This is a genomic window from Rhodococcus sp. 24CO (assembly GCF_050586165.1).
Taxonomy (GTDB): Bacteria; Actinomycetota; Actinomycetes; order Mycobacteriales; family Mycobacteriaceae; genus Rhodococcus_F.
The window spans coordinates 726,779-748,670 of the sequence record NZ_JAZFNF010000001.1 but is presented as its reverse complement, the minus strand read 5'-3'; the positions used below and the strand labels follow the sequence as shown (position 1 = coordinate 748,670).

The following is a 21,892-nucleotide window of genomic DNA, read 5'->3' as shown; positions in this document are numbered from 1 at the left end:
CAGAATGTGGTGGGAAGTGTGTGCTGAACTTCGATTTAGCGGAAAGGTGTTACGTCGTTGACCTGGTAATTGGTGCCGACCGGGCCAGGCCCCCAATCCGCCATGTGATTCGCGTGCAGTCGTCTGTCCCCGGGGGGATTCGGTTCGTGCCTGTGATTTCCGAATGGAAGCCCACGGGCAGGAGACCACAGGTTGTCGGCGAAAGTAGTTCCGTGCTGGCGGGCCCCATCTCTGCCTGTGCTCGGCGGGCCAGGGTGCGGTCACCGAGAATGGTCCCCGCTGTACCGTCAAGCGACTCGAGCATCTGTTGATACGTCAGCCGACATGGCGCATCGGTATCGAATGCGCGTACCACCAGGCGCCCCAGAAGTGTCAGCGGAAACCGGATTACCGTGTATTGCACGCGCAATACGTCCCATGGCAGGGAAACCCACTTGCCCATTAGTTGTCCTCACTTGCCGGCATCGAACTGGATAGAGATTCAGGTGAGGCTGCCCCGGGAACCGACGTCATGCCCTGCGCCTGACAGCACCTCATCTGATTTTTGTCCATCGGTATGTGCAACTCCCGCTACCTCAAATCTATATCATCTGATATAGATAATCGGCAACAGTGCGAATGGGTTGCTGAGCAACAAGGAAATCGCAGGGGTAGCTACCGAAGTGAAGGGAGCAACGATGCAGGATTCGAGTGAGAGCCTTCATTCGCCGGACAGCGGTGCCTTCGAGCGGATCGTGGGGGCGCTGAATTATCCGATGTTCGTCGTGACCACTCATGTCGGAGACCAGCGGGCGGGGTGCCTCGTCGGTTTCGCCTCGCAGATCAGTATTTCGCCTCCGCGTTTCCTCATCGGTCTGTCGAACAAGAACCACACCTACCGACTCGCTGCCACCGCCGAGCATCTGGCCGTACACCTCATCCCCCGCAAAAACGACGCGATAGCGAAGCTGTTCGGGGAGTCGACGGGCGACGATATCGACAAGTTCACGCGCTGCGAGTGGAGCCACGGGCCTTTCGGGCTTCCCATTCTCGAAGAAGCAACGGCCTGGTTCGCCGGGCGCATCCTCGAACAGGTGGACGCGGGTGACCATGTGGCTTTCCTGCTCGAACCCGAAACCGGTTACGCACCTGAAAGACTCGACGAGTACACCACGTTCGCCGACGTTCGAGCGCTCGAACCCGGACACGACGCATGACAGTGCATCGGTGGCGATCGTTATATCCCGTAGACGCCCAAGGCCGCACCCTTCACGACTTCTACGCCGACGCCCCCGAAGGGGTTCGGGTGAACATGGTCTCGAGCCTCGACGGCGCCGCTGCATTTGACGGTCGAGTACGCCCAATCTCCAACACTGCTGATCATCAGTTACTGAGGTCCCTGCGCGCCTACTGCGATGTGCTTCTCGTCGGCGCCGGAACGATACGCGCGGAACGGTACGGACCTGTAGTGCTCGATGCCGAACTCCGGCGATACCGCCGCGACGCGTGCGGGCAAGTGTCGATGCCGCCCGTTGCGGTTGTGACGCACAGCGGTGACCTTCCCTGGAAATCCGCGCTGTTCACCGCAGAAGGGCCGCGCCCAATTGTTGTCACCAGCGCACAGGCGGCCGCCACATACGGTCCCGATGTGCGGTCCCGTGTCGAGATCATGGTGGCAGGGGACGACTACGTTGATCCGGTCGCGATGATCGCGGGCCTACGCGATCGCGGGTTGATGCGAGTGCTCTGTGAAGGGGGCCCAGCCCTTCTGTCCACCCTCGTGGCCCACGATCTCGTTGACGACATGTGCTTTACTCTCTCCCCGACACTGGCGGGGCCCCAGCCAGTCTCCGGACCGATCGCTGCCCCGCCACTCGAGGTTCCCCAGACGTTGCAGCTACGGCACGTCTTGCTCGAAGCCGAATACTTGTACATGCGCTACCAGCGCCCTTACTCTGCGCATTGATGCACTTCGAGGTTCCTCGGGCCGCCTTTTGACGTGCGCCGACACGATAGACGGATTTCCCATTCGAGTGCAGGCAGCAGGCAAGAATCTGCGCTCATTCTTTCCAGACGCCATCGGTGGCTTTGATCTCGCGGATCATCGAAGGTCCGCCTGTGGGCCAGGTCTGGATGAGGTAGTCCTCGGTGGGGGTGTCGACATCGAGGTCCCAGTGCGATGCTCGCCCACGGGTGGCGATGCGGAAGTGCCGAGCACCTCGGTGGGAGGTGAGCTCCCCGAACTCTTCGACGATCTCGTTTGCCAAGGTGATGAAGACCATGGGTTCGCGGCACACGACGGTGACTTCTTCGATGTTGTCCCATGCGTCGAGATCGATGTAAGGCCCACCGTTTTCGAAGATGTGGTCCTCGCCGGACAACAGTTCCAGTGTGACATTGACGGGACCGTAGGCGATGCCGGTGTGAACGGAGATGAGGTGATTGCCGGCGTCGAAAACCTGGCCGGTGGTGTATGTATCGGTGGGATCCGCGTCGGCTGCCGAGATGAGAAACGTGTGGTGCTCAGCCTCTATCAATCCTGTGATCGTCATCGGTTGATTAGAGCAGCTGGCCCTACGCGCGTCTTGACTGCGGCAAGAAATCGTCGGGTTGTCATTGCCGTGTGGGACTTGACGGTCCGTCGGCCCTGGCACACTCGCAGTAATAGTGGACCGAGTGCCTGGTCCTCACGGTTAGGGAGCTGAGGTCGATGATGAGAGTTCGCACAAATTACGGGTGGCTTCGATCGAGCAAATCAAGAGTGCTCATTGTCGCGGCTCTCGCTATGTTCATCGTCGCGTCTTGTAGCAGCCCTGAACCAGAACATGACGTGGCGACAGAAGTCATTGCCTTCGCCGATGGCGACGGTTCGATCTACACGATGAAGCCGGACGGGAGCGGACTTCGTCAGCTCACCGCCACCATCACTGACGACAACTACGCTGAGTACGCGTCCGACCCTGCTGTCACTCCGGATGGAAGCAAGATTGCTTACACCCGTGGATCTGGGATCGCGGTGATGAACGTCGACGGAACCGAGCAGACGACCGTGACCGACCGCGGCGGTTCACCCAATTTCTCGCCGGATGGTTCGAAGATCGTATTCGGCTGCGTCGGCGGGATTTGCCTGATCAATGCTGACGGTTCCGATCGGAAACAACTCTCACCGGAGGTCAATGACGATCACAGCGTCCCGAGTCGATCCTATCCGTCGTTCTCCCCGGACGGAACGAAGATCATCTTCAACGAAAATGGTTACATTGCAGGGTTTTCGGCTGATGGCACCGGGTGGTTTCAGGTTCTGCGTGACCAGTACTGGAACTCCGACCCCGCCTATTCGCCGGATGGGTCGACCATCGTGTTCTCGAGCAACCGCGGCGGGAAAAACCAATCCGAGACATACGTGATGAGCGCCGACGGCAAGGACATTCGCGCACTTACGACGGAACATGATGTCGGAGCGGTGTATTCGCCAGACGGCTCGAAAATCGTCTACACGCACGGGGTAGCTGAACCTCGTACCCTCGTCGGTATTTGGGTCATGAACCCAGACGGCAGCGAACCACGTCTGTTGACCTCGAAATCGCTGATCGCTCAAGCGCCTAGTTGGGGCGGACATGCGTAACGTCGACCCTTTGCGGTATTTGTCGCGATTTTTCGCTAATCGGCCTGGTGGCAGACAAATGTGTGGTCGACTCGAACCGCACTAGCGCGGGTCTGCGTCTGTCGCCCGCGAAACACTCCCACGGGGAACGGAGATGCGATGCAGAAGGTGCCGAGCGGGACGAGGGGCCGAATGGTTCTCACGGCTCTTACTGCTGTCCTGATTGCCGCAGCCGGTGGCAACGCGTCCGCTCAGCCCATATCCTGGGGTCCACTCGCCGCTCCCAATCCGTTCCTCGGACCCACGGGTACCTCGACGATGCACGGTGACGCCGGTTCCTCCGATGCGACACCACTCAGAGGTCCGGGCACCGGGAACTTAGCCGTAGATCCGCTTCCGCTGGCGGCCGCGTGCCCGACGCTGCTGGAAGGTTCCGATGGATTGGTTCTGGCTCTGTGCACCAGCATTCTCGGTCAGATTCCGACGGTGCACCTGATTGACACGTCCGCGCTCGGTACCGGATCGGCGGGTTCGTCGATCGGATCATTCTCACCGGCTGCTTCCGTTGCGCAACTTGAACTTGCGAAAGGCAGCCTTCTCGGCGGTGTCTATGCGTACCTGGACAACAACAACCGGCTCGTCGCGGTGGACGGTAACCGCACGCTGGTGCGGGTGCAGCACGAGCAGAGCGCAAACGGCGGTTGGCGGCTTTTCGTTGACCAATCCGTCGATCTGACCTCGTCAATTCCCGACGGCGACAACGTCACCGGCCTCGCACCGGACTGGCAGGGCAATGTGTGGTTTGCAACCGGCGCCGGTCGCGTCGGTCGCGTCGATGGGGGAGGAGTCGCCCGCACACTGCAATTGCCGGCCGGCGAGGAAGTGCAGAACAGCATCTCCACCTCGGCGTTCGGCACCGCCGTCGCGACTACTCACGCGCTGTACCAGCTCAGCGCCGCGCAGGACGGCACCCCGACGATAGATTGGCGTGCACCGTACGACCGTGGCAGTGCGCGCAAGCCCGGTCAACTCAGTTGGGGGACCGGCTCCACGCCAACCTATTTCGGTCCCAACGGAGACGACTACGTGACGATCGTCGACAACGCCGACACACAGGTGCATCTGTTGGTCTATCGCGCGACAACCGGTGAAATGGTGTGCAGTCAAAAGGTTCTCAGTACAGCAGGGCCAGGCAGCGAGAACTCGCCGATTGGTATCGGCACCTCGGTGTTCGTTGCCGGTACCTACGGCTATCCCTACCCGACGGTGCCCGAGGGCGCCGGACCCGCAGTACCCGCGAGTGCACCGTTTGTCGGCGGCATGACTCGCGTCGATGTCGATGATGGTGGAACCGGATGCCACACAGTGTGGGACAACGACGTTCGCAGCTCCGCCGTGCCGCATCTTTCGACAGCCGACGGAAATTTGTACACCGTCGTCCGTCAAGGGCTCCCGCTCTCAGCCGACAGCACGACTCCGCTCGACGGCTTTGCGTTCACAGTGATCGATCCGAATACAGGGGAGGTCCTGGCCTCGCGGGATCTACCCGGGACCATCGTCAACGACACCCTGCAGATGTCCGCGCTGATCAATTCGAGTGCCGACTACCTTCAAGGGACGATCAGTGGAGTAATCCGAGTGGGCGGCTAGTACAACGACCACCGTTTGCCGCTGCCTGATCGGACAGGCTTCGGCAAGTGCACCGCCGAGCACCTGTAACCGGCGTCTCGGCAACCAGCATCAGCCAATCTCACGCATGCTGCGCGGAATTCGTTGACCGTCGTCGATTCTTCGCTCGACCGGCGGAATCGCACTGCAGCGAGGTTGATATCAATTTTCCGGTGTTGTCGATCCTCGATACCGAAACGCTCTCGCTGCAACCGTGATTCAACTTAACTGCATAGGCAATAGCGTCCCGGTCGGATTCGAATTCTCCGACTGTCGAGGTGCCTTCCGGCAGGGTGATCTTGTACTTCTCCATTGCAAAACTTCTTCGTGTAGTCCTATCGACGGCGTACCCAGAGCGGGTTGGAGGGAAACGTTTCTACTGCGCCGCGCTGACCGACGACATGTGGAAGTCGGGAATGCGCAGCGGTGGCATGGCCGTGCGGGTGAACCAGTCTTTCCATTCGCGGGGGAGCGTGATCTCGGTGCGTCCGGCTTCGGTGACACGGCGCAGGAGGTCCAGCGGGCTCTCGTTGAAGCGGAAGTTGTTGACCGCCCCGACGATCGTGCCGTTCTCGATGAGGTACACGCCGTCCCGGGTCAACCCGGTGAGCAGCAGCGTTGTCGGATCTACCTCTCGGATGTACCAGAGTGTGGTGAGGAGGAGACCGCGTTCGGTTTTCGCGATCATGTCCTCGATGCCGGTGTCGTGGCCGCCGGTGAGGATCAGATTGTCACCGGGCACGGCAACGGGTCGGTCGAATTCGCGGGCAGCGTGACGCGGATACGCGAGGGCTGAGATCGTGCCGTCCTTGATCCAGTCGACACGATCGATGTCGATACCGTTGTCGAAGAGCGACACGGATTCACTCGACGACGTGGTCACCACGAACGGCGCGGAATTCAAGCCGTCGGCGTCAGGGTCCGAGGTCAGAGTCAAACCCAGTGTTCCGAGGGTTTCCCCGATTCGGGTGCCACCTGTCCTCGACAGTGCGGTGTGGCCTTCTTCGGCTCCGCGGCCTTCCATGGTCCACATCAGGTAGATCATGAGGTCTGCAACCGCGGACGGCGGAAGAATGGTTTCATACCGTCCGGCCGGCAAGGCGACCGAGTTTTTCGCCCAATCGAGACGAGTAGTCAACTGGGACAGAAGATTAGGTATCGAGATGTCGCTGAAGTCGATCGTTCCGGACCCGACCCACGCGCTGGCGTCGCCGCGTTTGCCGTTGATCTCGACTGAGCCGGTGGGTTGAACGGTGCGGCGACGAAGGCCGGTGGAGGTTCCGAGCCACGTGGTGTGCAGTTGATGGTGGGCAAAGCCGAACAATTGATCTTGTCCGTCGAAACCGACGGAGAGGTCGCCGGCAAGGCGGCTGAAGACAGCGATGTCGGTCAGCGCAGGACCGGATTCCCATTCCGAATCTGCTGGACCTGCCGGTACGAGGTCGGAGGCGTCGTCCGCGGGTGTTGCGCTCCGGGCAGCGTCCTCGCTTGCCTTCACTACGGTTTCGATCTGCGCGGGATCGACACTGCTGGAACTGACAGTGCCGACACGGGCGACGTCACCGTCCCGAACGATCGAGATGACGGTCCAGGTCCGCGACAGTGAAACACCGTTCGTGGTCATGGAATTGTTGGCCCACCGCAACGACGCTTCGCTGGCGTCGGTGACGATGACGATCGACTCGTCGACAGTTCGCGCGGCCAGCGCGCGTTCCACTACCTGCTGCGCGGTGATCACTGCTGGGCCTCCGAACGGGTGTTGAGGATGTTGACGCCGCGGAACAAGGCTGACGGGCATCCGTGACTGACTGCGGCGACTTGTCCGGGTTGCGCCTTTCCACAATTGAAGGCGCCGCCGAGTTTCCACGTCGACGCTCCGCCGACGGCTTCCATCGAGCCCCAGAAGTCGGTGGTGGTGGCTTGATAGGCGACGTCGCGGACCTGGCCGTCGAGTTTGCCGTCCCGGATCCTGAAGAACCGCTGACCCGTGAACTGGAAGTTGTAGCGCTGCATGTCGATTGACCAGGACTTGTCTCCGACGATGTAGATGCCGTCCTCGACTCTCGAGATCAAGTCGGCCGTGGACGTGTCGGCCTCTGGATCGGCGGAGAGGGATACGTTGGCCATGCGCTGGATGGGAACGTGGTGCGGTGAATCGGCGTACGAGCACCCGTTTGAGCGCTCCAAGCCCAGACGCGGGGCAAACGCGCGGTCGAGTTGATATCCGACCAGTGTGCCGCCTGCGACCAGGTCCCAGCGCTGGGCGGCGACGCCGTCGTCGTCGTACCCGACGCTGGCCAGTCCGTGGGAGACGTTGCGATCGGCGGTGACATGCATGATGTCGGTCCCGTATTTCAGTGTGCCGAGCTTGTCCGGGGTCGCGAAGGAGGTGCCGGCGTAGGCGGCTTCGTATCCGATTGCCCGATCGTATTCGGTTGCATGCCCGATGGATTCGTGGATGGTGAGCCATAGGTTGGTCGGGTCGATCACGAGGTCTGTCGGGCCAGGTGTCACTGACGGCGCCTTGACCTTCTCGGCGAGCCACTGCGGGATCTGCGCCAGTTCCTCGGCCCAGTCCCAGGTGCTACCGGTGCCGAGATACTCCCAACCCCGCGCGACCGGCGGCGCCAAAGTACGCATCGATTCGAAGCTGCCCGCTGATTTGTCGACGGCTGTTGCCTCGATTTCGGGATGCAGTCGCACCCGCTGCTGGGTGATCGACGAGCCCGCCAGATCGGCGTAGAACGTCTGCTCCTTGACCTGCAGAACCCCAGCGGTGACATGGTCGACGCCGTCGGATGCCTGCAGACGGCCCGAGTAGTCCAGGAGTAGATCCACCTTGTCCGACGTCGGCGTGGTGAACGGATCTATCTCGTACGGAGACACCCACGTGGCGTCGGAGTAGATCGGTTCGTCGGCCAGAGTCACCGGATCGCGATTGAGTGATCGCAACGCCCTCGCAACCTCGACGGCTTGCTGTGTCAATGACGAGGCAACAGCGGGTGAAACCTCGGCGTGGGAGGCAAACCCCCAGGTTCCGTCCACGATCACGCGGACAGCCACTCCCACTTCGTCGCTGTCCGAAACCGATTGAACCTTGCCGTCGCGCACCCTGATCGACTGAGTGAGCAACCGGTGTACACGTACATCGGCGTGCTCGGCTCCGGCAGAGCGTGCTGCCGACAGCGCGGCGTCCGCTACTGCCTTCAGCGGGAGGGCGAGGAAATCTGCATCGACAAATCGGGTGACGGTCACGGTCATGACGCTAGCCGAACTGCTGCCACCCCAGGCGAATCACCATGGCAATCACAACAACCAGCAGTGTGATCCGGACAAAACCGGACCCTTTACTCAGCGCCATGCGCGAACCGACAACCGCACCGAGAACATTGCACACGGCCATCGCCAATCCCAAGCTCCACCACACATGGCCGGTGACGGCAAAGTACGTCAAAGCACCGAAATTCGAACCCAGATTGATGACCTTCGCCATCGCCGCACTGCGGACGAACTCCGTTCCGAGGAACGTCGCGAAGCTGATGATCAAGAACGTGCCCGTGCCGGGCCCGAGCAAACCGTCGTAAAGCCCGATGAGTCCAGCCGACAGCAAGATCACCAGTGCCGACTTGCGTTGCGTCGGGCGGTGCGTGGCGAGCGTCGTGCCCAGGCTCGGACGCATCGTGACGAACACGGCGACGGCCACCAGGACAACCATCACGATCGGGATGAAGTACTTTTTGTCGATCAACGACACTGCTGCCGCGCCACACGCTGCAGTAATCGCGGCCAAGATCGCCGCCGGGATCAACTGTCGCCATTGCATCGGAATTCGGCGTGAGAACGTCCACACCGCAGCACTGGTGCCGGTGAACGCGGTGAGCTTGTTGGTGGCCAGTGCGGCCTGCGGCGTCAACTGGGGTGCAACAAGGAACAGAGCCGGCAGCAGAATCAGCCCGCCGCCGCCGACCACGGCATCAACCCATCCGGCCGCCGTCGCCGCAGTCATGAGCAGGCCCCAGTCCGCAATATCCACGGCGGTGACTCTCTCACAGAGTGAGCGGTGATGCGGTGACGGTGTGGGAGTCTTGACCGCATGAGGAGGTTCAGCCTGTGGCTGCGAGGCAAGCCGATGATCGCCGACGGCGCATTGGCGCTGCTGTTCTTCGCCTTGGAGATCGTCTCGTACATAGGCTCTGAGCGCGAGGAGCACTGGCAACAGCTGGCGCTCGGATTCCTGATCTGCCTTCCTGTCCTCTGGCGCCGTAAGTACCCGCGAGTATCGGCAGTGGCGATCCTCCTGATGTCGTTCACCAGTACTTTTCTCATGTGGATGAGTGGAAACGCATCAGTCGAACATCCAGGGTTGCTGGCGTTAGGCGTGGCTCTGTACACGCTGGTCGTGTACGTGGACCGGCGCACCGCTGCAATTTATCTCGGCTTTCTCCTCATCGACTCGACTCTGGCGATGCTTGTCGTGCGAACAGACATCGTCCTGGATCTCATCGTCACCGCAATGCTGTTCGCGCTGGCCTGGATCACCGCCGAATTTGTCAGTGCCAGACGCGCGTATGACGAAGAGGTGGCGGCACGGCTGGAGGTGGCCGAATACGACCGCGACCGCCGGGCCGAGGAAGCCGTTGCCGCGGAGCGGACACGGATCGCCCGCGAACTGCACGACGTCGTAGCCCACGCGGTGAGCGTGATGATCGTCCAAGCCGACGGGGCGAGCTACGCAGTCGATACGAATCCGGCCCTCGCGAAGAAAGCACTCGGCAACATCTCGAGCACCGGTCGTGACGCGCTGGCGGAACTGCGACGCACGGTCTCGCTGTTGCGCACCGAAGTAAACAACGACGCGATGCCGCAGCACGGGTCTGCCGGCATCGCGAAGGTTGTAGAGATGATGCGCGCGACGGGGTTGAACGTGCGACTGGAGTTGACGGGCGAACTCGACGACATCACGCCGTCAGTGAGTTTGGGCATTCACCGGATTGTTCAGGAGTCACTGACCAACGTACTGCGCCACGGTGGTGACAGTCCGAAAGCGCGAGTAACCGTGCGGCGCACCGACACTGCAGTTCTGGTGGAAGTCATCGACAAGGGGACGGCGACGTCTGCATTTACCGGTGGTTCCGGCAACGGATTGGTCGGGATGCGTGAGCGCGTCGCAGTTCTGCAAGGAACTCTCGAGACCGGTCGACGTCCGGACGGAAGCTGGCGCGTCTACGCCGAGCTTCCCCTCTCGATCCAGGATTGACCGACCGGGCAGGTCAGTGGTGGCGACCGTCGACGAAGACTCGATCGCTCGACTTCGAACAGTACGTTGATCGTGATCAGCAGGCTTCGGAGCCGTGGTGCAACTCGTATCAGCTGAAGGCGACGTTGAGTTGGCGGAGGTTGTCGAAGTTGTGTCAGACGGTCACATCGTCGCGATAGGAGCCGGTCACTGCGTCGGTGTCACCGCCCTCGACGGCGCGGAATCAGGACTCGCTGATGACTGTGGTGTTCGAGTAATGAGCATCGGAGATCAACGATCCATTCGTGGAAAGAAGAAGGACAGGAAGGTGCCGGTCAGCAGTAACCCTGCGCAGACGAGCAGAGCCTGCGAGTATCCGGAAATGAGCGCTTCGGTCGGCGCGATGTCAGAACGTGCCGTTGCGGACGCGGCGACGCTCACGAGAACGGCAAGTCCGAGCGAACCGCCGATCTGACGTGACGTGCTGAGTAGCCCGGATGCCATACCGACTTCTTCGGGGGGAGCGTCGGCGGTGGCGACGTTGCTGAGCGGCATGAACGACAGGCCGATGCCGATGCTCGCCAGAAGCGAAGGCACCAGGATGACCGCCCAGAAGGGACTGTCGACGTTCATGGTCGAGAAGATGAAGGTTCCGATTGCTGCGACTGCTGTTCCGATTACGAGCAACGGCCGAACCCCGTAGCGCGGTAGGAGTTTGGTGGACGTGAGGATACCGATGACCAGGCCGAAACAGAACGGTAGGAAAGCCAGGCCGGTGATGGTCGGCGAATATCCCAGTCCACGTTGCAGGAAGAGTGAGACGAAGAAGAACGCGCTGAATTGGGCCGCGCACACCAGGCACATGATGGCGTTGGCCAGTCCGATTCGGGGTCGAAGCAGGGTGGACAGTCGTACCAGTGGTGTGGCGCAGCGGCTTTCGACCACGACGAAGGCAGTCAGCAGGGCGATCGTGAGCGCGAATCCACCCAGCACGCAACCCGAAGTCCAGGAATCTGATTCAGTGGCGATGACGGTGCCGACAAGGGCGGTGATTCCGGTCGTCGCCAAGATGGCGCCGGGGAGATCGAGGGAGCCGCCTCTAGCGGCTTGGCCGGCAGGCAGGCCACGGGCACCGGCAACTGCGGCGATCAGGGCCACCGGTGCGCCGGCGAACATCACCCATCGCCAACTGAGCCCTTCGGTCAAAATGCCGCTCAGGACGACACCGAGTGCGCCGCCCAGTGCTGATGACATTGCGCCGATGCCGAATGCCTTGGCCCTGGCGCGTCCGGTGGGAAAGGCCTGACTGAGGGCGGCGAGCCCGGCCGGCGCGATCAGTGCAGCGCCCACGCCTTGAAGTGCCCGAACTCCGACAAGCATTTCGGCGGACGCGGAGAAGGTGCCGACGATGCTGACGAGGGCGAACAGCAGAAGCCCGGAAACCAGAACTCGACGAGTGCCCTTCACGTCGCATAGACGGCCACCGAGAAGCAGCAGTCCGCCGAAGGTGAGGGCGTACGCGTTGACGACCCAGGACAACCCGGCGTCGGAGAAGTTCAGTGATTCCTGGATGTCGGGCAGCGCGACGTTGATGACCGACATGTCGAAGGCCACCAAGAATTGCGCTGCCGCGGCGGCCGTTAGCACCAGAGTCGGCGCGGTCACCGTCCGAGTTGTTATTGTCATTGCGCGTCCCTATTTTGTATACGTGTTCTCATAAGTAGTTAGGTTTACCTTGCAGATGACGGAGAAGCAAGGGGTTCCCCGAGTGAGAGCGATGTGACAGGAGCGCGCACAATCGACGGATGGCGGAAAAGATGGAGCCGAGATCACCGCGGCTCGGACGTCCCCCCACGATGACGTCGGAGCAGATCGTCGACGAGGCGAAACGGCAACTTCAGGTCGGTGGCGCCGACGCTCTGAGCATGCGGGCATTGGCGAAGTCGCTCGGTACAACGCCCATGGCGCTGTACCGGCATGTGGGGGACAGGGAACAGCTGATCAGCGCGGTTCTCGATGCGTACTCGCAGCACCTCGGTTCGCTGGTGCTGCCTCCGGACCCGGCGCAGCGACTGCGCGTGATCTTTTCCGCGATCTTCGATACCTTGGCGTCGGAGCGTTGGATCATCGAGTTGCTTCAGCGCGGTGGGCGCGGAGGGAGCGGCGCCTTGGTCATGGTGGATCGGGCCATGACTGCGTGCGTCGAGCTCGGAATGTCGCCCCGTCGCGCACTATTCGTCTACCGAGCGCTGTGGAGCTACACGCTCGGCTCATTACTCAACATCTCCGATAGCGACACGCGGCCTGAAGGCAGCGTTTCACCTCTTGCGATCAAGATCCGAGAAATCGGGCCCGCGGAACTACCCGTACTCAGCGAGGTGCTCGAAGACTGGCCGGTAGGCACGACGACCGATGGTTATCTGGAAGGTCTCGACATACTGATCGGCGGATACTTGCGTGACCCCGTCTAGTTGTATAGACCGGGGCCATTGATCAACCGCGTGAAGGGTGGCTGGTTCGCGCAGGCCGTGTGGGGTCGGTGATGGTTGTAGTGGTGCAGCCACGATTCAAGCGAACCGCGTCGTTCTGTCTCGGATCGGTAGCAGCGGGTGTAAGCCCACCCGTCGGCCGACGTAGCGCCAGCCACCGCCGTCGGGGATGTTTCCCAGCTTCTTCACGTCTACGTGCACCAGCGACCCGGGGTGCGCGTGCTCGTAACGGCGGATCGGTTCACCGGTCGCCCGATCGACGTGCGACAAACGATTCAATCGAGATGCGGTGAGGATGCGGTGGACCGTGGAGGGCGCGATCCCAAGCCGCGCTGATAGTTGAACAGGCCCTTCCCACAACCTGATCCGCAGGCTGATGCACCGTTTCGTGATGGGCTTGCACGGTTGGCCACGAGACTTGGAAGCGTGCGGCGCCTCACTGATCGGCCAGCCCTCCTCGACGACGAGTTGGCAACTTTCAGACGGTGACGCGGTGTAGGGCAGCGTTGGGATGGGACATGGCATCTTTCGGTCCGGGACGGCGCCGCGGTACCCGCTGTGTCAGGCCGGGCGCTGTACGTGGATGCGCAGGGCGTTCGCGGCGAACCGCGCGGCCTCTTGGCTGCCGAAGGTTTGGTGGAAGTCGGGGTTGGTCTCGTAGAGGTCGGCCATGCCTCGCACCATTGCGGCGGATCGTTCGGTATCGCCGGCGTGGGTGGGTGTTCCGGGGATGTCGGCGAACCAGGCCATATGGGCGGCGGCGTGTTCTTGAGAAACGGGTGATGTCTGTGTGTGACCAGCGTCGTGAATCTCGGCCCACCGTGTGAGCAGGGCCTGGGCGCTGGCCTGCCAGTCACGTTGCTGTCCAACGGACTTGGCATGCCACCATCGGTTCGACGCGTCGAAGGCTTCGCGGCCCCACCGTCGTACGACCTCGGCCTCGTAGCGGTCGTTGAAACCTTCGAGCATCACGTCCATGCGCGGCTCGCGACCTTCTCGACGCATCTGCAGGGTGTGCTCGACCGCGCTGATGCGCCGGTCCAGGGCCTTGCGATCCTCGGCGAGTTGCGCCAAGTGGGCATGGAGTGCTTCGACCTCGGCGGTCGGAGTCTCGGGGGCGTCGAGGACGGCGGCGATGTCCGCCAGTGCCAGCCCCGTGTCGCGGAGCAGGAGGATGCGTTGCAGGCGCGCGACCGCGTCGGGACCGTAGTAGCGATAGCCGTTGGACCCGACGCGATCGGGCTCGAGCAGCCCGATGCGGTGATAGTGGCGCAGCGCGCGGCCACTGATGCCAGCGCGTTCAGCGAGTTCGCGCACCGTCCATTCCATCACCGGGCTCCTTCCGCTCGACGTGCTGCTCAGTGTGCCGTGTCTGCTGTCAGGCCCAGCCTTGGCAGTGCCATGCGCAGGATGTCGGACGCGGGAGTGCGGACGCTTTGGGTCGCCGTGGCGCCCGTGGCGTCGAGGTAAGCGCGGACGAGCCGAGCGCCGGCTGCATAGCCCGCCCCGGTCGGCAGGCCGACGGGATCGGCACCGAATAGTCGTGCGCTTGAGTCGCCGAGTACCCATGCGGCAAAGTCCGCCATACCGGTGACGCCAAGCCCGCTGGCGACCTCGGCCAGAACTTGGTCGTCGGAGCAGGTTCCGTCGCGCACGAAGTGGGTGTAGCCAGCGTCGCCGTACAACTCGGACGCGAAAACGTCCGCGAGCCCTTCGGACACCACGTGCTCGCCGACCGTCACCGTCTGTGGGTCCCACACGATCCCGCCGGGTGAATAGCGCACGTTGTGGTGCAGCTCGTGCACCGCAATCGCCTCGAGGCGATCGAGGACGCGCGAGGTGGGCCAGACGGTGATGGCGATGTAGCCGCTGATACCGCCGAAACCCGAAATCCCCTGCACCTCGTCGACGAAGTGCTTACTGGTCGGATCACCCAGGACGAGCAGCACGGTCAGGTCGGGGATCGCCACACCTGGATCGGCAGCCGCCAGCGCTGTGACGCCACTCTCGAGCGCCTTTTCGACACGGGTCCACGCGTCGGCCGCGACCAGGGTTTCCAGACCTTCGTGGACCTGCTCTATTGCGGAGTCGAGGCGGAAGCCGAAGTTCTGTTGGTGCACGGTGGCCATATCCACGCCGCCGGGGATGAAATGGTACATCCCCACCATTGGAGCCCACATGTCACGGATAAGGTCGGCGCGATCCTTCGCATCCGCCGTCAGGACTCGGCTCATGCCCGAGGCACTGTTAATCACTGAAATGGTCATGGCAAGCGACGGTAAACATTGCCGCTACGGCAAGGTCAAACTTCTTTCTCGATCAATGTCCCCGGCCAGTACACCTAGTGGTGGTTATAGCAGGCCGCACTCGTCAGGAATTCACCTGAGCTGCGCGGTCTTTCGAAGCTGAGTGCCGATAGAAACGAAACTGCCCGGTGACCGTCGGAGTCGACGGTCACCGGGCAGTGACGAAATACGTGAGGGGTGGGGATCAGCTCAGGTACTGTCCGCACACCGGCCACGCGCCTACGCCCTGACCTGCAAGGACGTTTTCCGCGACGCGTTCCTGTTCTGCCTGGCTGGCGGTGTGTGCGCTGCCCGAGCCGCCGTAGGCTTGCCACGTGCTCTGGCTGAACTGGAGTCCGCCGTAGTAGCCGTTGCCGGTGTTCGCGGCCCAGTTGCCCGAGGATTCGCATTCCGCGACGCCTGACCAGTCATGACCGGCGGCGGATGCGGTGCCGGTGCTCAGTCCGAAGACTCCCGCAGTGAGGGCGCCGGCAGTGGCGACGGAAGCAAGGACGCGAGTAACAGTGTTGTTCTTCATGTAAATGAATTCCTTTCCATTTCCGCCAGCGGATGACGGTGACCGTCTCAGCTCCCACCACAAAGGGATGTTGTCGAATCCGAATCACGGGGTGGGGCTGGCGGTGGCGATCCGGTAATGCCCGGTTGCTTGGGCTCACTCCAAGGTAGGGGACTGTCACGGATAGGTCACGGGTCGGCGTGTCGACACATGTTTGTGCAACAGATGTGCATCGAAAGGTGTTATTGCAGGTCGATCACCGTTATCCGGGTCCGAAAAGCGTTACAGAGTTGACTTGAAATGTGATGCATGTCATAGCCACGACGGCCTCTGGTGGCCCGAAACATGCCCGCCGTGGGCGAGAAATGACGCGGAATCGACTGTTTCGAGGTTCGGATTTTGTCGACCGACCGACCCTATTTTCGTTGTAGTGCAAAAGAATTGGCGTTGATCGTGCCGCTGGCGTGGAAATCTGAGACGAGTGCCTGGTAAAGGTCCTCGAGGAATGCGGCCGCGTCGGGGTTGGCGTTGCCGGAGTTGGCCAGGTGGGTGCTCACCCAGCGCACCCGGTGGTTCCGTCACCTCCACGCTGTCGACCCCTGTCAGGGTTGATGTGGAGCTGAACGCCCTTATAGGCGACTGTGTACGGCACATCGTCGTCGTTTTCCGGGTCGCCGGAGCCCGCAGGGTCAGGCAGTTCCGCGATCTGCTCGATGACGATCTGTGCTCGCGCCGCACCGGGATCAAACATCTCCTGAAACGGCCCGACGAACGACCCCCCAAGTCCGCGGCGCTTCGCCCGAATAGCCGCCCACCCGAGCACCGCCAACGGGCCGAACATGGCGAACAGCAGTAAAAGCCCCAGAACCATGTCCACGAGCGTACCGACCGGCCGCTATCAAACAGAAGTTATAGGTTCCCCATCTAGTTGGCCTTTTCCGGATCTATTTGTCCCAGGCTTGTCGTAAATCCAGCCTTTATGTCCAAAATTGCTGCATTTCGATAATGTTGGGCCACTTTCGCTTTGGCATGCAGCGTCACTTGCGGTGGAAATTCTCCTCTGGCGACGGGCCAGGTTGTCGACAGCTGACAGGGCTGGAGTTCGTCGCGATTCTGTCAATCCCGTCTGCGCGTCGACACCTGCCCGGGTACAGCAGCGCCGGACACACATTGTCCGGTATGAACTGTGCAGCATCGGGCATCTTTGCCGGACATTCGAACCGGACCGATCTGATGAATTTCCCCAGGTGAATCTGTCGGCCTCAGAAGGCGACTGCATTTTCACAAGACGATTGCACGGTCGATATAAAGCATCATCGCCGAGTCATTCCTGATCTGACGGCTGAACCAATCGAGTCCGTGGATCGATCAGGTTGTGACTCCCGGAATTATTCTGCACGTTGCCCACAGAACTGGTCAGGTCGCAGTAAGACGAGAACGGATCTCACTCGCCGGCCATGTATTCTCCGCAACCCTCGGTGGGAGGGCTTTCGAAGTATATTCGCCATTGCAGCGACCATGATGCTGGATCGTGAGACACCGCAGCTTATTGCCTGTTGGCGTCAATTTCGCGCACATGTACGCGAACAAGATCTTCGATTAAGCGGCTGGGCAGGGATTTGTCCAGCGTGAATTGGACCGAGTGTTCGGTGGTCTTGTAGTCCTTGAGCTGGTCCTTCAGCTCCTTGATGGCCCATGAGGAGGGATAGAAGCTCATGTGTTTCTTGGATGCGGTGAAGTACACCAGCGCCCGATTTTTATATTTGAGAGTCGGCATCCCATAACTTATCGTCTCTTCGGTGTCCGGCACGAGTTGTGTTACGAGCGCGCGGATCCGTTCGAGTTCTGTGCGGTACGCGGGGTCGAGAGCATTGAGATACTCTTCGACGTTCTTCGCCTTTTCAGCCATGACATGAGCCTAACGCTGCGCGGCTCCGGCTATTCATTGGTGACGGCGCACCAGGGCAAACGGGCCAGCAGATTGCGCGTGGTGTGTCACACGCGATGTCGATCCGCATCTCGCCGTGATCGCAGGGCCCGTTGAAGCAATCGAAGGGCTGTCCATACTTCTGCACGCGTGGGAGGCGACGGCGGAGGCATATACAGATCCCCGTTCTGATCAAGCGGATCGAATGGCTGATCGTGTTCGCCAGTAGGGAAGCGCAAAAGGGATCGTCTGATCTCCTGGCCGATTCACGCAATGCGATTGCGGATGCATGGGGCGCGAAGTCGAAGAACGCGGGGCGGAGCTGTTGGAGCGGTGCATGACTGAGCATCCAGAGTGACCGAGCTCGTCGAAGCCGCTGACGAGAAACAGCTCGCCCGCACGTTGGCCTGTTACGGCCGAGTGGATCTCCTTTTGCTCGATGAACTTGGCTACAACGAGTCGTTCTCCAGTTGGACGAGAACGTTCGACGACCGCGACTGTGCGCGTCGATCGGTTCACGTTCGGCGGCAATATCATCGAAACCTATTCGCGCATAACCGAACTCAGTGATCTGACTGATTCACACACCAGGGGTCCGGACCAAGCCGCCCTACTGGATCTGAAGGAGATTGACATATTCACTGAGACCGTACCTAGCGTAGAAACTATGTGGCATCCTGCCGTTCCAGCCAATTCAAGATTGCCTGATTAGTTTCATGGGGCCTTTCTTGCTGGATCCAATGACCGCAGTCAAGATTGACTACTTCTACATTGGGCACGAACTCTGTCAGTTTTTCAGACTTCGCGATCGCGTCGCGGTCGCCGTAGATCATGAGTGTGGGCTGTTGGATGATCGGGTTCACGTCCGCCAACAAATGCCAGTTGCGGTCCAAGTTTCGGTACCAATTGATACTGCCCGTGAATCCTGTCGATTCGAAGGCGGAGACGAAAACGGCCAATTCGCTATCGCTCATCAGAGGCTCACCGAGCGGCGTCTCTGCTCTGGCGAGATCGATCAGCGCCATACCCGGCTGAGGCTCCCTGAGGGGTTCGTTCTTCCGGTACATGTTGCGGAGGAACCGGAAGGTGTTGTCTTCGAATACGGCGTCCGCGACGCCCGGCTGTCGATTGAAGTGGACGAAGTAGAAGTCACCGCCAAGCACGGCTTCCATGAACTCGATCCAGGGTTTCTCTCCGCGCTCTTGGTAGGGCAGGCTCAGGTTGATCACTTTGTTTACTCGGTTTGGATGCAACAGGGTCAGTCCCCAAACGACAAAGGCACCCCAATCGTGACCGACAAAGGTGGCATCGTCGTATTCGTAGTGATCGAGAAGTGCGACGAGATCACCTGACAAATGTTCGATGTCGTAGTCCGTAATTTCGGTCGGACGGGATGAGTTGCCGTAACCGCGCTGGTTCGGGACGATGACGTGGTAGCCCGCTGCAACAAAGGCGGGCACCTGGTGTCGCCAAGAATAGGCAAGCTCTGGCCACCCGTGACACAGCACGATGGGTTTCCCGGGATTGTGTCGCCCTGCTTCAAAGACCTCGAGTTCCACGCCGTTGACTGGGATACGGATGGGCCTGGGAAAGTCGGATGGATTCACGGATTCTCCTTGGGGTTGACTACCGATCTTGTGTGTATTGACCGATTGCCCTCACGATAGGGAGCATTGCGGACACGTCGTGTCCGCGATCGTTGGCAAACTGAAGAAATGCGGAACGATCCCATAGGTAGAGCGCTGAAGCTGCTATCGCTCCTGCAGACTCATCGTTTCTGGCGCTGCTCCGAACTCGCTGCACGACTCGAGGTGACGGAGCGAACGGTGCGCCGTGACGTTGATCGCCTACGCGACCTTGGCTATCCGGTCGATTCCACGTCGGGAAAATATGGGGGCTACCGACTTGCAACGGGGGCACACGTGCCGCCCCTGGTCCTCGACGATGACGAGGCTGTCGCGGTATCCGTCGGACTACGCTACGCCGCTGAGGCCGCCATCGACGGCATTGAAGAAACGTCGCTGCGCGCGCTGACGAAGATCGAAACACTCCTGCCTCATCGCCTGCGCCGACGTGTGTCAGCGCTGCATTCGAGTGTCACGTCGATGCGGCGGGCGGATGACAACGACATAGTTGATCCCGAAGCGCTCAGTGTGCTCGCCGCGGCATGTCGCGACCATGAGCATGTGCGTTTTGACTATCGGCGAGGTGATGGCGAGAGCAGCAGACGGCTGGTCGAGCCGCACCAACTTGTCACGGCAGGACGTCGTTGGTATCTCCTAGCATGGGACCAACATCGTGGTGACTGGCGTACGTTTCGACTGGACCGACTCCGGGAGCCCCGGCTTGCTGGCAGTCATTTCACACCACGCGAGATTCCGGGCGGTGATGCGGCGGGCTACGTCGCGAGCTCACTCGGCTCGACACCCCGTCACCACGATGCGAAACTCGTCATCGAAGCCACGTTCTCCGAACTCGAGGGTGTGCTCCGATGGATCGACCACACACCAATCGAGCTGGGGCCGAACTTCAGTGTGGTCGAGATCCGCGGTGACGATCTCGGCCGGCTCGCCATGACGGTTGCTCGCATTGCGCTCACCGCTCCAGTGACAGTCATCGAACCAGCCGAGCTCGCCGACACCGTAAGGCAGCTCGCCATTCACCTCCGAGTCTCGCCACCATGACGACTAGAGGAGGATTGCGCGCCAAGGCATGCACGTCCAGGTCTCCATTGGAACGAGTTCACGGTCGTGTTACCCACGCCCTCGTCTATCGAGATACGTGTCCGTTTCGCTCTGAGCTAGGAGGATAAATGACCACCTCGGAATCAACGCCACCAGTTTCCGTCCACCCCCCAACATGGAAATTCGACTACCCGATCATCCATGCTGAGACTCGGGAACAGTGGCGAACTTGGCTGACGCACAACCACAAATCAGCCCGAGGCGTGTGGTTGTGCTCCTGGCGCAGCACCACCAGCCGTCAACGCTGCCCGTACCCCGAGGCCGTCGAGGAAGCCATCTGCTTTGGTTGGATCGACTCCACCAACACCATCCTCGACGAAGAGCGCGGCTTGCAACTGTTCACGCCACGCAGACCCAAGAGTTCTTGGACCCGGCTCAACCGCGAACGCGCAGCCGATATGGAGGCGCGCGGCCTCATGACCGACCTTGGTCTCCACGCCATTGCTGCCGCGAAAGCCAACGGCTGGTGGACGATTTCCGACCAAGTAGAAGACCTCGAGGAACCATCTGACTTGAAGGCGGCGCTGGACCGAGACCCGCGAGCTCGAAGCAACTGGGACGGTTTTCCGCCCAGCGCCCGTAAACAGATGCTGTGGTGGATCGTCAGTGCCGCTCGAGACGCAACACGGGCAAGTCGAATCGCCCGTATCGTCTCCGAAGCGGCCATCGGTCAACGTGCCCGCGGCTGATCCGCAATTCGCTCGCGCCCGGCGCGAAGCCGTAGCGAGCTTCGGATCACTCGGCGACGCAGCAGGTAGCGCCACACAATGCCCAGTGTCTGGAGTCGGTCAACCTACGGGCCTGGCAACGCCGAGGGACAGAGCACCCATGATTTTTGGTACACCCTTCTGATAGAAGGTGTCGAGGTCGCGGATCTCGAAGCCCGCGGCTTGGACAAGTGACGGGATCTGGCGGGTGAGGTGACAACCTCCAGCGACGGCTTTCTGTATCGGCTCGAAGCGGTTCTGCCAGCGTTGGACATTCTCATCCGGCGCGAGTCCGTGTTCCACGAAGTGCAGGGTTCCGCCGGGCTTGAGGACCCGTCGCACCTCGCGCAGCGCAGCACCCGCATCGGGAATGGTACACATTGTCCACGTGGAGAGCGCGGCGTCGAAGGTGTTGTCGGGGAAGGGAAGTGACTGCCCGTCGAGTCCGGAGCGCTCGACGGGCACGGGTGACGCCGCGAGCCGTGTGCCCGCTAGTTTCCAGCCGAGGTCGGCGGGTTCGACGGCGCTGACCGAATCGATGGAGTCTGGGTAGAACGGGACGTTGAGACCGGATCCGAACCCGATCTCGACAACGCGACCGTGCAGGTCGGCGCAGACTCGCTTGCGCGAGGGTTCGGTCAGCGACATCCCGCAGGTTGCGTTCACCAGTCGCGGAACGATGTGATCCTCGTAAAACCTCATGGCAGCCTCCCTGTCTTCCGGTTGCTGTACATCC

At 61.2% G+C, this 21,892-nt stretch carries 20 protein-coding genes and 3 pseudogenes; 9 read left to right on the top strand and 14 right to left on the bottom strand.

Going from position 1 to position 21,892, the window contains the following annotated elements:
- The first annotated feature begins 677 nt into the window (after positions 1–677).
- Together V2B23_RS03400 and V2B23_RS03395 are read left to right on the top strand one after the other, a co-directional pair.
- Positions 678–1,196, top strand: a complete 519-nt coding sequence (locus V2B23_RS03400) for a flavin reductase family protein (RefSeq protein ID WP_430949014.1) — start codon at positions 678–680, stop codon at positions 1,194–1,196.
- Positions 1,193–1,945 carry a pyrimidine reductase family protein gene (locus tag V2B23_RS03395; protein WP_430949013.1) on the top strand — a complete coding sequence of 251 codons (753 nt, stop codon included), beginning with the start codon at positions 1,193–1,195 and terminating at the stop codon, positions 1,943–1,945. Before V2B23_RS03400 ends, V2B23_RS03395 begins: the two co-directional genes overlap by 4 nt.
- Before the next feature lie 94 nt (positions 1,946–2,039).
- Here the strand turns inward: V2B23_RS03395 and V2B23_RS03390 are convergent, their stop codons facing one another.
- A complete protein-coding gene (locus V2B23_RS03390; RefSeq protein ID WP_430949012.1) occupies positions 2,040–2,531 on the bottom strand; it encodes a hypothetical protein in 492 nt (163 codons plus the stop codon).
- A 278-nt stretch (positions 2,532–2,809) separates the two neighbouring features.
- Here V2B23_RS03390 and V2B23_RS03385 point away from each other — a divergent pair, with 278 nt between their 5' ends.
- The gene (locus V2B23_RS03385) at positions 2,810–3,604 is read left to right on the top strand and encodes a TolB family protein (RefSeq protein ID WP_430949011.1); all 795 of its coding nucleotides are present in this window, start codon (positions 2,810–2,812) and stop codon (positions 3,602–3,604) included.
- A gap of 138 nt (positions 3,605–3,742) precedes the next feature.
- The gene (locus V2B23_RS03380) at positions 3,743–5,233 is read left to right on the top strand and encodes a hypothetical protein (protein ID WP_430949010.1); all 1,491 of its coding nucleotides are present in this window, start codon (positions 3,743–3,745) and stop codon (positions 5,231–5,233) included.
- A gap of 394 nt (positions 5,234–5,627) precedes the next feature.
- Here the strand turns inward: V2B23_RS03380 and V2B23_RS03375 are convergent, their stop codons facing one another.
- The 3 genes from V2B23_RS03375 to V2B23_RS03365 are packed head-to-tail and all read right to left on the bottom strand — an operon-like array spanning position 5,628 to position 9,257.
- Positions 5,628–6,989, bottom strand: a complete 1,362-nt coding sequence (locus V2B23_RS03375; RefSeq protein ID WP_430949009.1) for a metallopeptidase TldD-related protein — start codon at positions 6,987–6,989, stop codon at positions 5,628–5,630.
- Complete coding sequence (locus tag V2B23_RS03370) at positions 6,986–8,512, bottom strand: TldD/PmbA family protein (RefSeq protein ID WP_430949008.1); 1,527 nt, start codon at positions 8,510–8,512, stop codon at positions 6,986–6,988. Before V2B23_RS03370 ends, V2B23_RS03375 begins: the two co-directional genes overlap by 4 nt.
- A 4-nt stretch (positions 8,513–8,516) precedes the next feature.
- Positions 8,517–9,257 carry a TSUP family transporter gene (locus tag V2B23_RS03365; protein ID WP_267951586.1) on the bottom strand — a complete coding sequence of 247 codons (741 nt, stop codon included), beginning with the start codon at positions 9,255–9,257 and terminating at the stop codon, positions 8,517–8,519.
- 87 nt (positions 9,258–9,344) lie between these two features.
- Here V2B23_RS03365 and V2B23_RS03360 point away from each other — a divergent pair, with 87 nt between their 5' ends.
- A complete protein-coding gene (locus tag V2B23_RS03360) occupies positions 9,345–10,508 on the top strand; it encodes a sensor histidine kinase (protein WP_430949007.1) in 1,164 nt (387 codons plus the stop codon).
- Positions 10,509–10,778: 270 nt separating this feature from the next.
- On the opposite strand, the gene V2B23_RS03355 is transcribed toward V2B23_RS03360, so the two are convergent.
- Complete coding sequence (locus tag V2B23_RS03355) at positions 10,779–12,173, bottom strand: MFS transporter (protein ID WP_430949006.1); 1,395 nt, start codon at positions 12,171–12,173, stop codon at positions 10,779–10,781.
- Between the two features lie 119 nt (positions 12,174–12,292).
- Here V2B23_RS03355 and V2B23_RS03350 point away from each other — a divergent pair, with 119 nt between their 5' ends.
- Positions 12,293–12,958 (top strand): TetR/AcrR family transcriptional regulator, encoded by a 666-nt coding sequence (locus tag V2B23_RS03350; protein ID WP_430949005.1) that lies wholly within the window; start codon positions 12,293–12,295, stop codon positions 12,956–12,958.
- Here V2B23_RS03350 and V2B23_RS03345 read toward each other — a convergent pair.
- The 7 genes and pseudogenes from V2B23_RS03345 to V2B23_RS03315 all read right to left on the bottom strand — a co-directional run bounded on the left by V2B23_RS03345 (position 12,955) and on the right by V2B23_RS03315 (position 17,687).
- Positions 12,955–13,496, bottom strand: a pseudogene (locus V2B23_RS03345) (integrase core domain-containing protein). The gene V2B23_RS03350 and the pseudogene V2B23_RS03345 overlap by 4 nt on opposite strands.
- 41 nt (positions 13,497–13,537) lie before the next feature.
- Positions 13,538–14,305, bottom strand: a complete 768-nt coding sequence (locus V2B23_RS03340) for a MerR family transcriptional regulator (protein ID WP_430949004.1) — start codon at positions 14,303–14,305, stop codon at positions 13,538–13,540.
- A gap of 29 nt (positions 14,306–14,334) precedes the next feature.
- On the bottom strand, positions 14,335–15,243 hold the full coding sequence (locus V2B23_RS03335) for a DUF2268 domain-containing protein (protein WP_430949003.1): 909 nt from the start codon (positions 15,241–15,243) through the stop codon (positions 14,335–14,337).
- Positions 15,244–15,469: 226 nt separating this feature from the next.
- A pseudogene (locus V2B23_RS03330) lies at positions 15,470–15,799 on the bottom strand (transglycosylase family protein); the annotation flags it as partial.
- 395 nt (positions 15,800–16,194) lie between these two features.
- Positions 16,195–16,335, bottom strand: coding sequence for a hypothetical protein (locus tag V2B23_RS03325; protein ID WP_430949002.1), 141 nt, complete (start codon positions 16,333–16,335; stop codon positions 16,195–16,197).
- A complete protein-coding gene (locus tag V2B23_RS03320) occupies positions 16,332–16,649 on the bottom strand; it encodes a hypothetical protein (RefSeq protein ID WP_430949001.1) in 318 nt (105 codons plus the stop codon). The genes V2B23_RS03325 and V2B23_RS03320 overlap by 4 nt, the downstream gene beginning before the upstream one ends.
- A 675-nt stretch (positions 16,650–17,324) precedes the next feature.
- On the bottom strand, positions 17,325–17,687 hold the full coding sequence (locus V2B23_RS03315; RefSeq protein ID WP_430949000.1) for an iron chaperone: 363 nt from the start codon (positions 17,685–17,687) through the stop codon (positions 17,325–17,327).
- 372 nt (positions 17,688–18,059) lie between these two features.
- Here V2B23_RS03315 and V2B23_RS03310 point away from each other — a divergent pair.
- Positions 18,060–18,417: pseudogene (locus V2B23_RS03310) on the top strand (hypothetical protein); the annotation flags it as partial.
- Here V2B23_RS03310 and V2B23_RS03305 read toward each other — a convergent pair.
- A complete protein-coding gene (locus V2B23_RS03305) occupies positions 18,371–19,312 on the bottom strand; it encodes an alpha/beta fold hydrolase (protein WP_430948999.1) in 942 nt (313 codons plus the stop codon). The pseudogene V2B23_RS03310 and the gene V2B23_RS03305 overlap by 47 nt on opposite strands.
- Positions 19,313–19,420: 108 nt before the next feature.
- Between V2B23_RS03305 and V2B23_RS03300 the strand changes: the two genes are divergently transcribed.
- Positions 19,421–20,389, top strand: coding sequence for a helix-turn-helix transcriptional regulator (locus tag V2B23_RS03300; RefSeq protein ID WP_430948998.1), 969 nt, complete (start codon positions 19,421–19,423; stop codon positions 20,387–20,389).
- Positions 20,390–20,517: 128 nt separating this feature from the next.
- Entirely contained in the window at positions 20,518–21,138 is a 621-nt protein-coding gene (locus tag V2B23_RS03295; RefSeq protein WP_430948997.1) for a YdeI/OmpD-associated family protein, read from the top strand.
- A 99-nt stretch (positions 21,139–21,237) separates the two neighbouring features.
- Here V2B23_RS03295 and V2B23_RS03290 read toward each other — a convergent pair whose 3' ends face one another.
- On the bottom strand, positions 21,238–21,858 hold the full coding sequence (locus V2B23_RS03290; RefSeq protein ID WP_430948996.1) for a class I SAM-dependent methyltransferase: 621 nt from the start codon (positions 21,856–21,858) through the stop codon (positions 21,238–21,240).
- Positions 21,859–21,892: the final 34 nt, after the last annotated feature.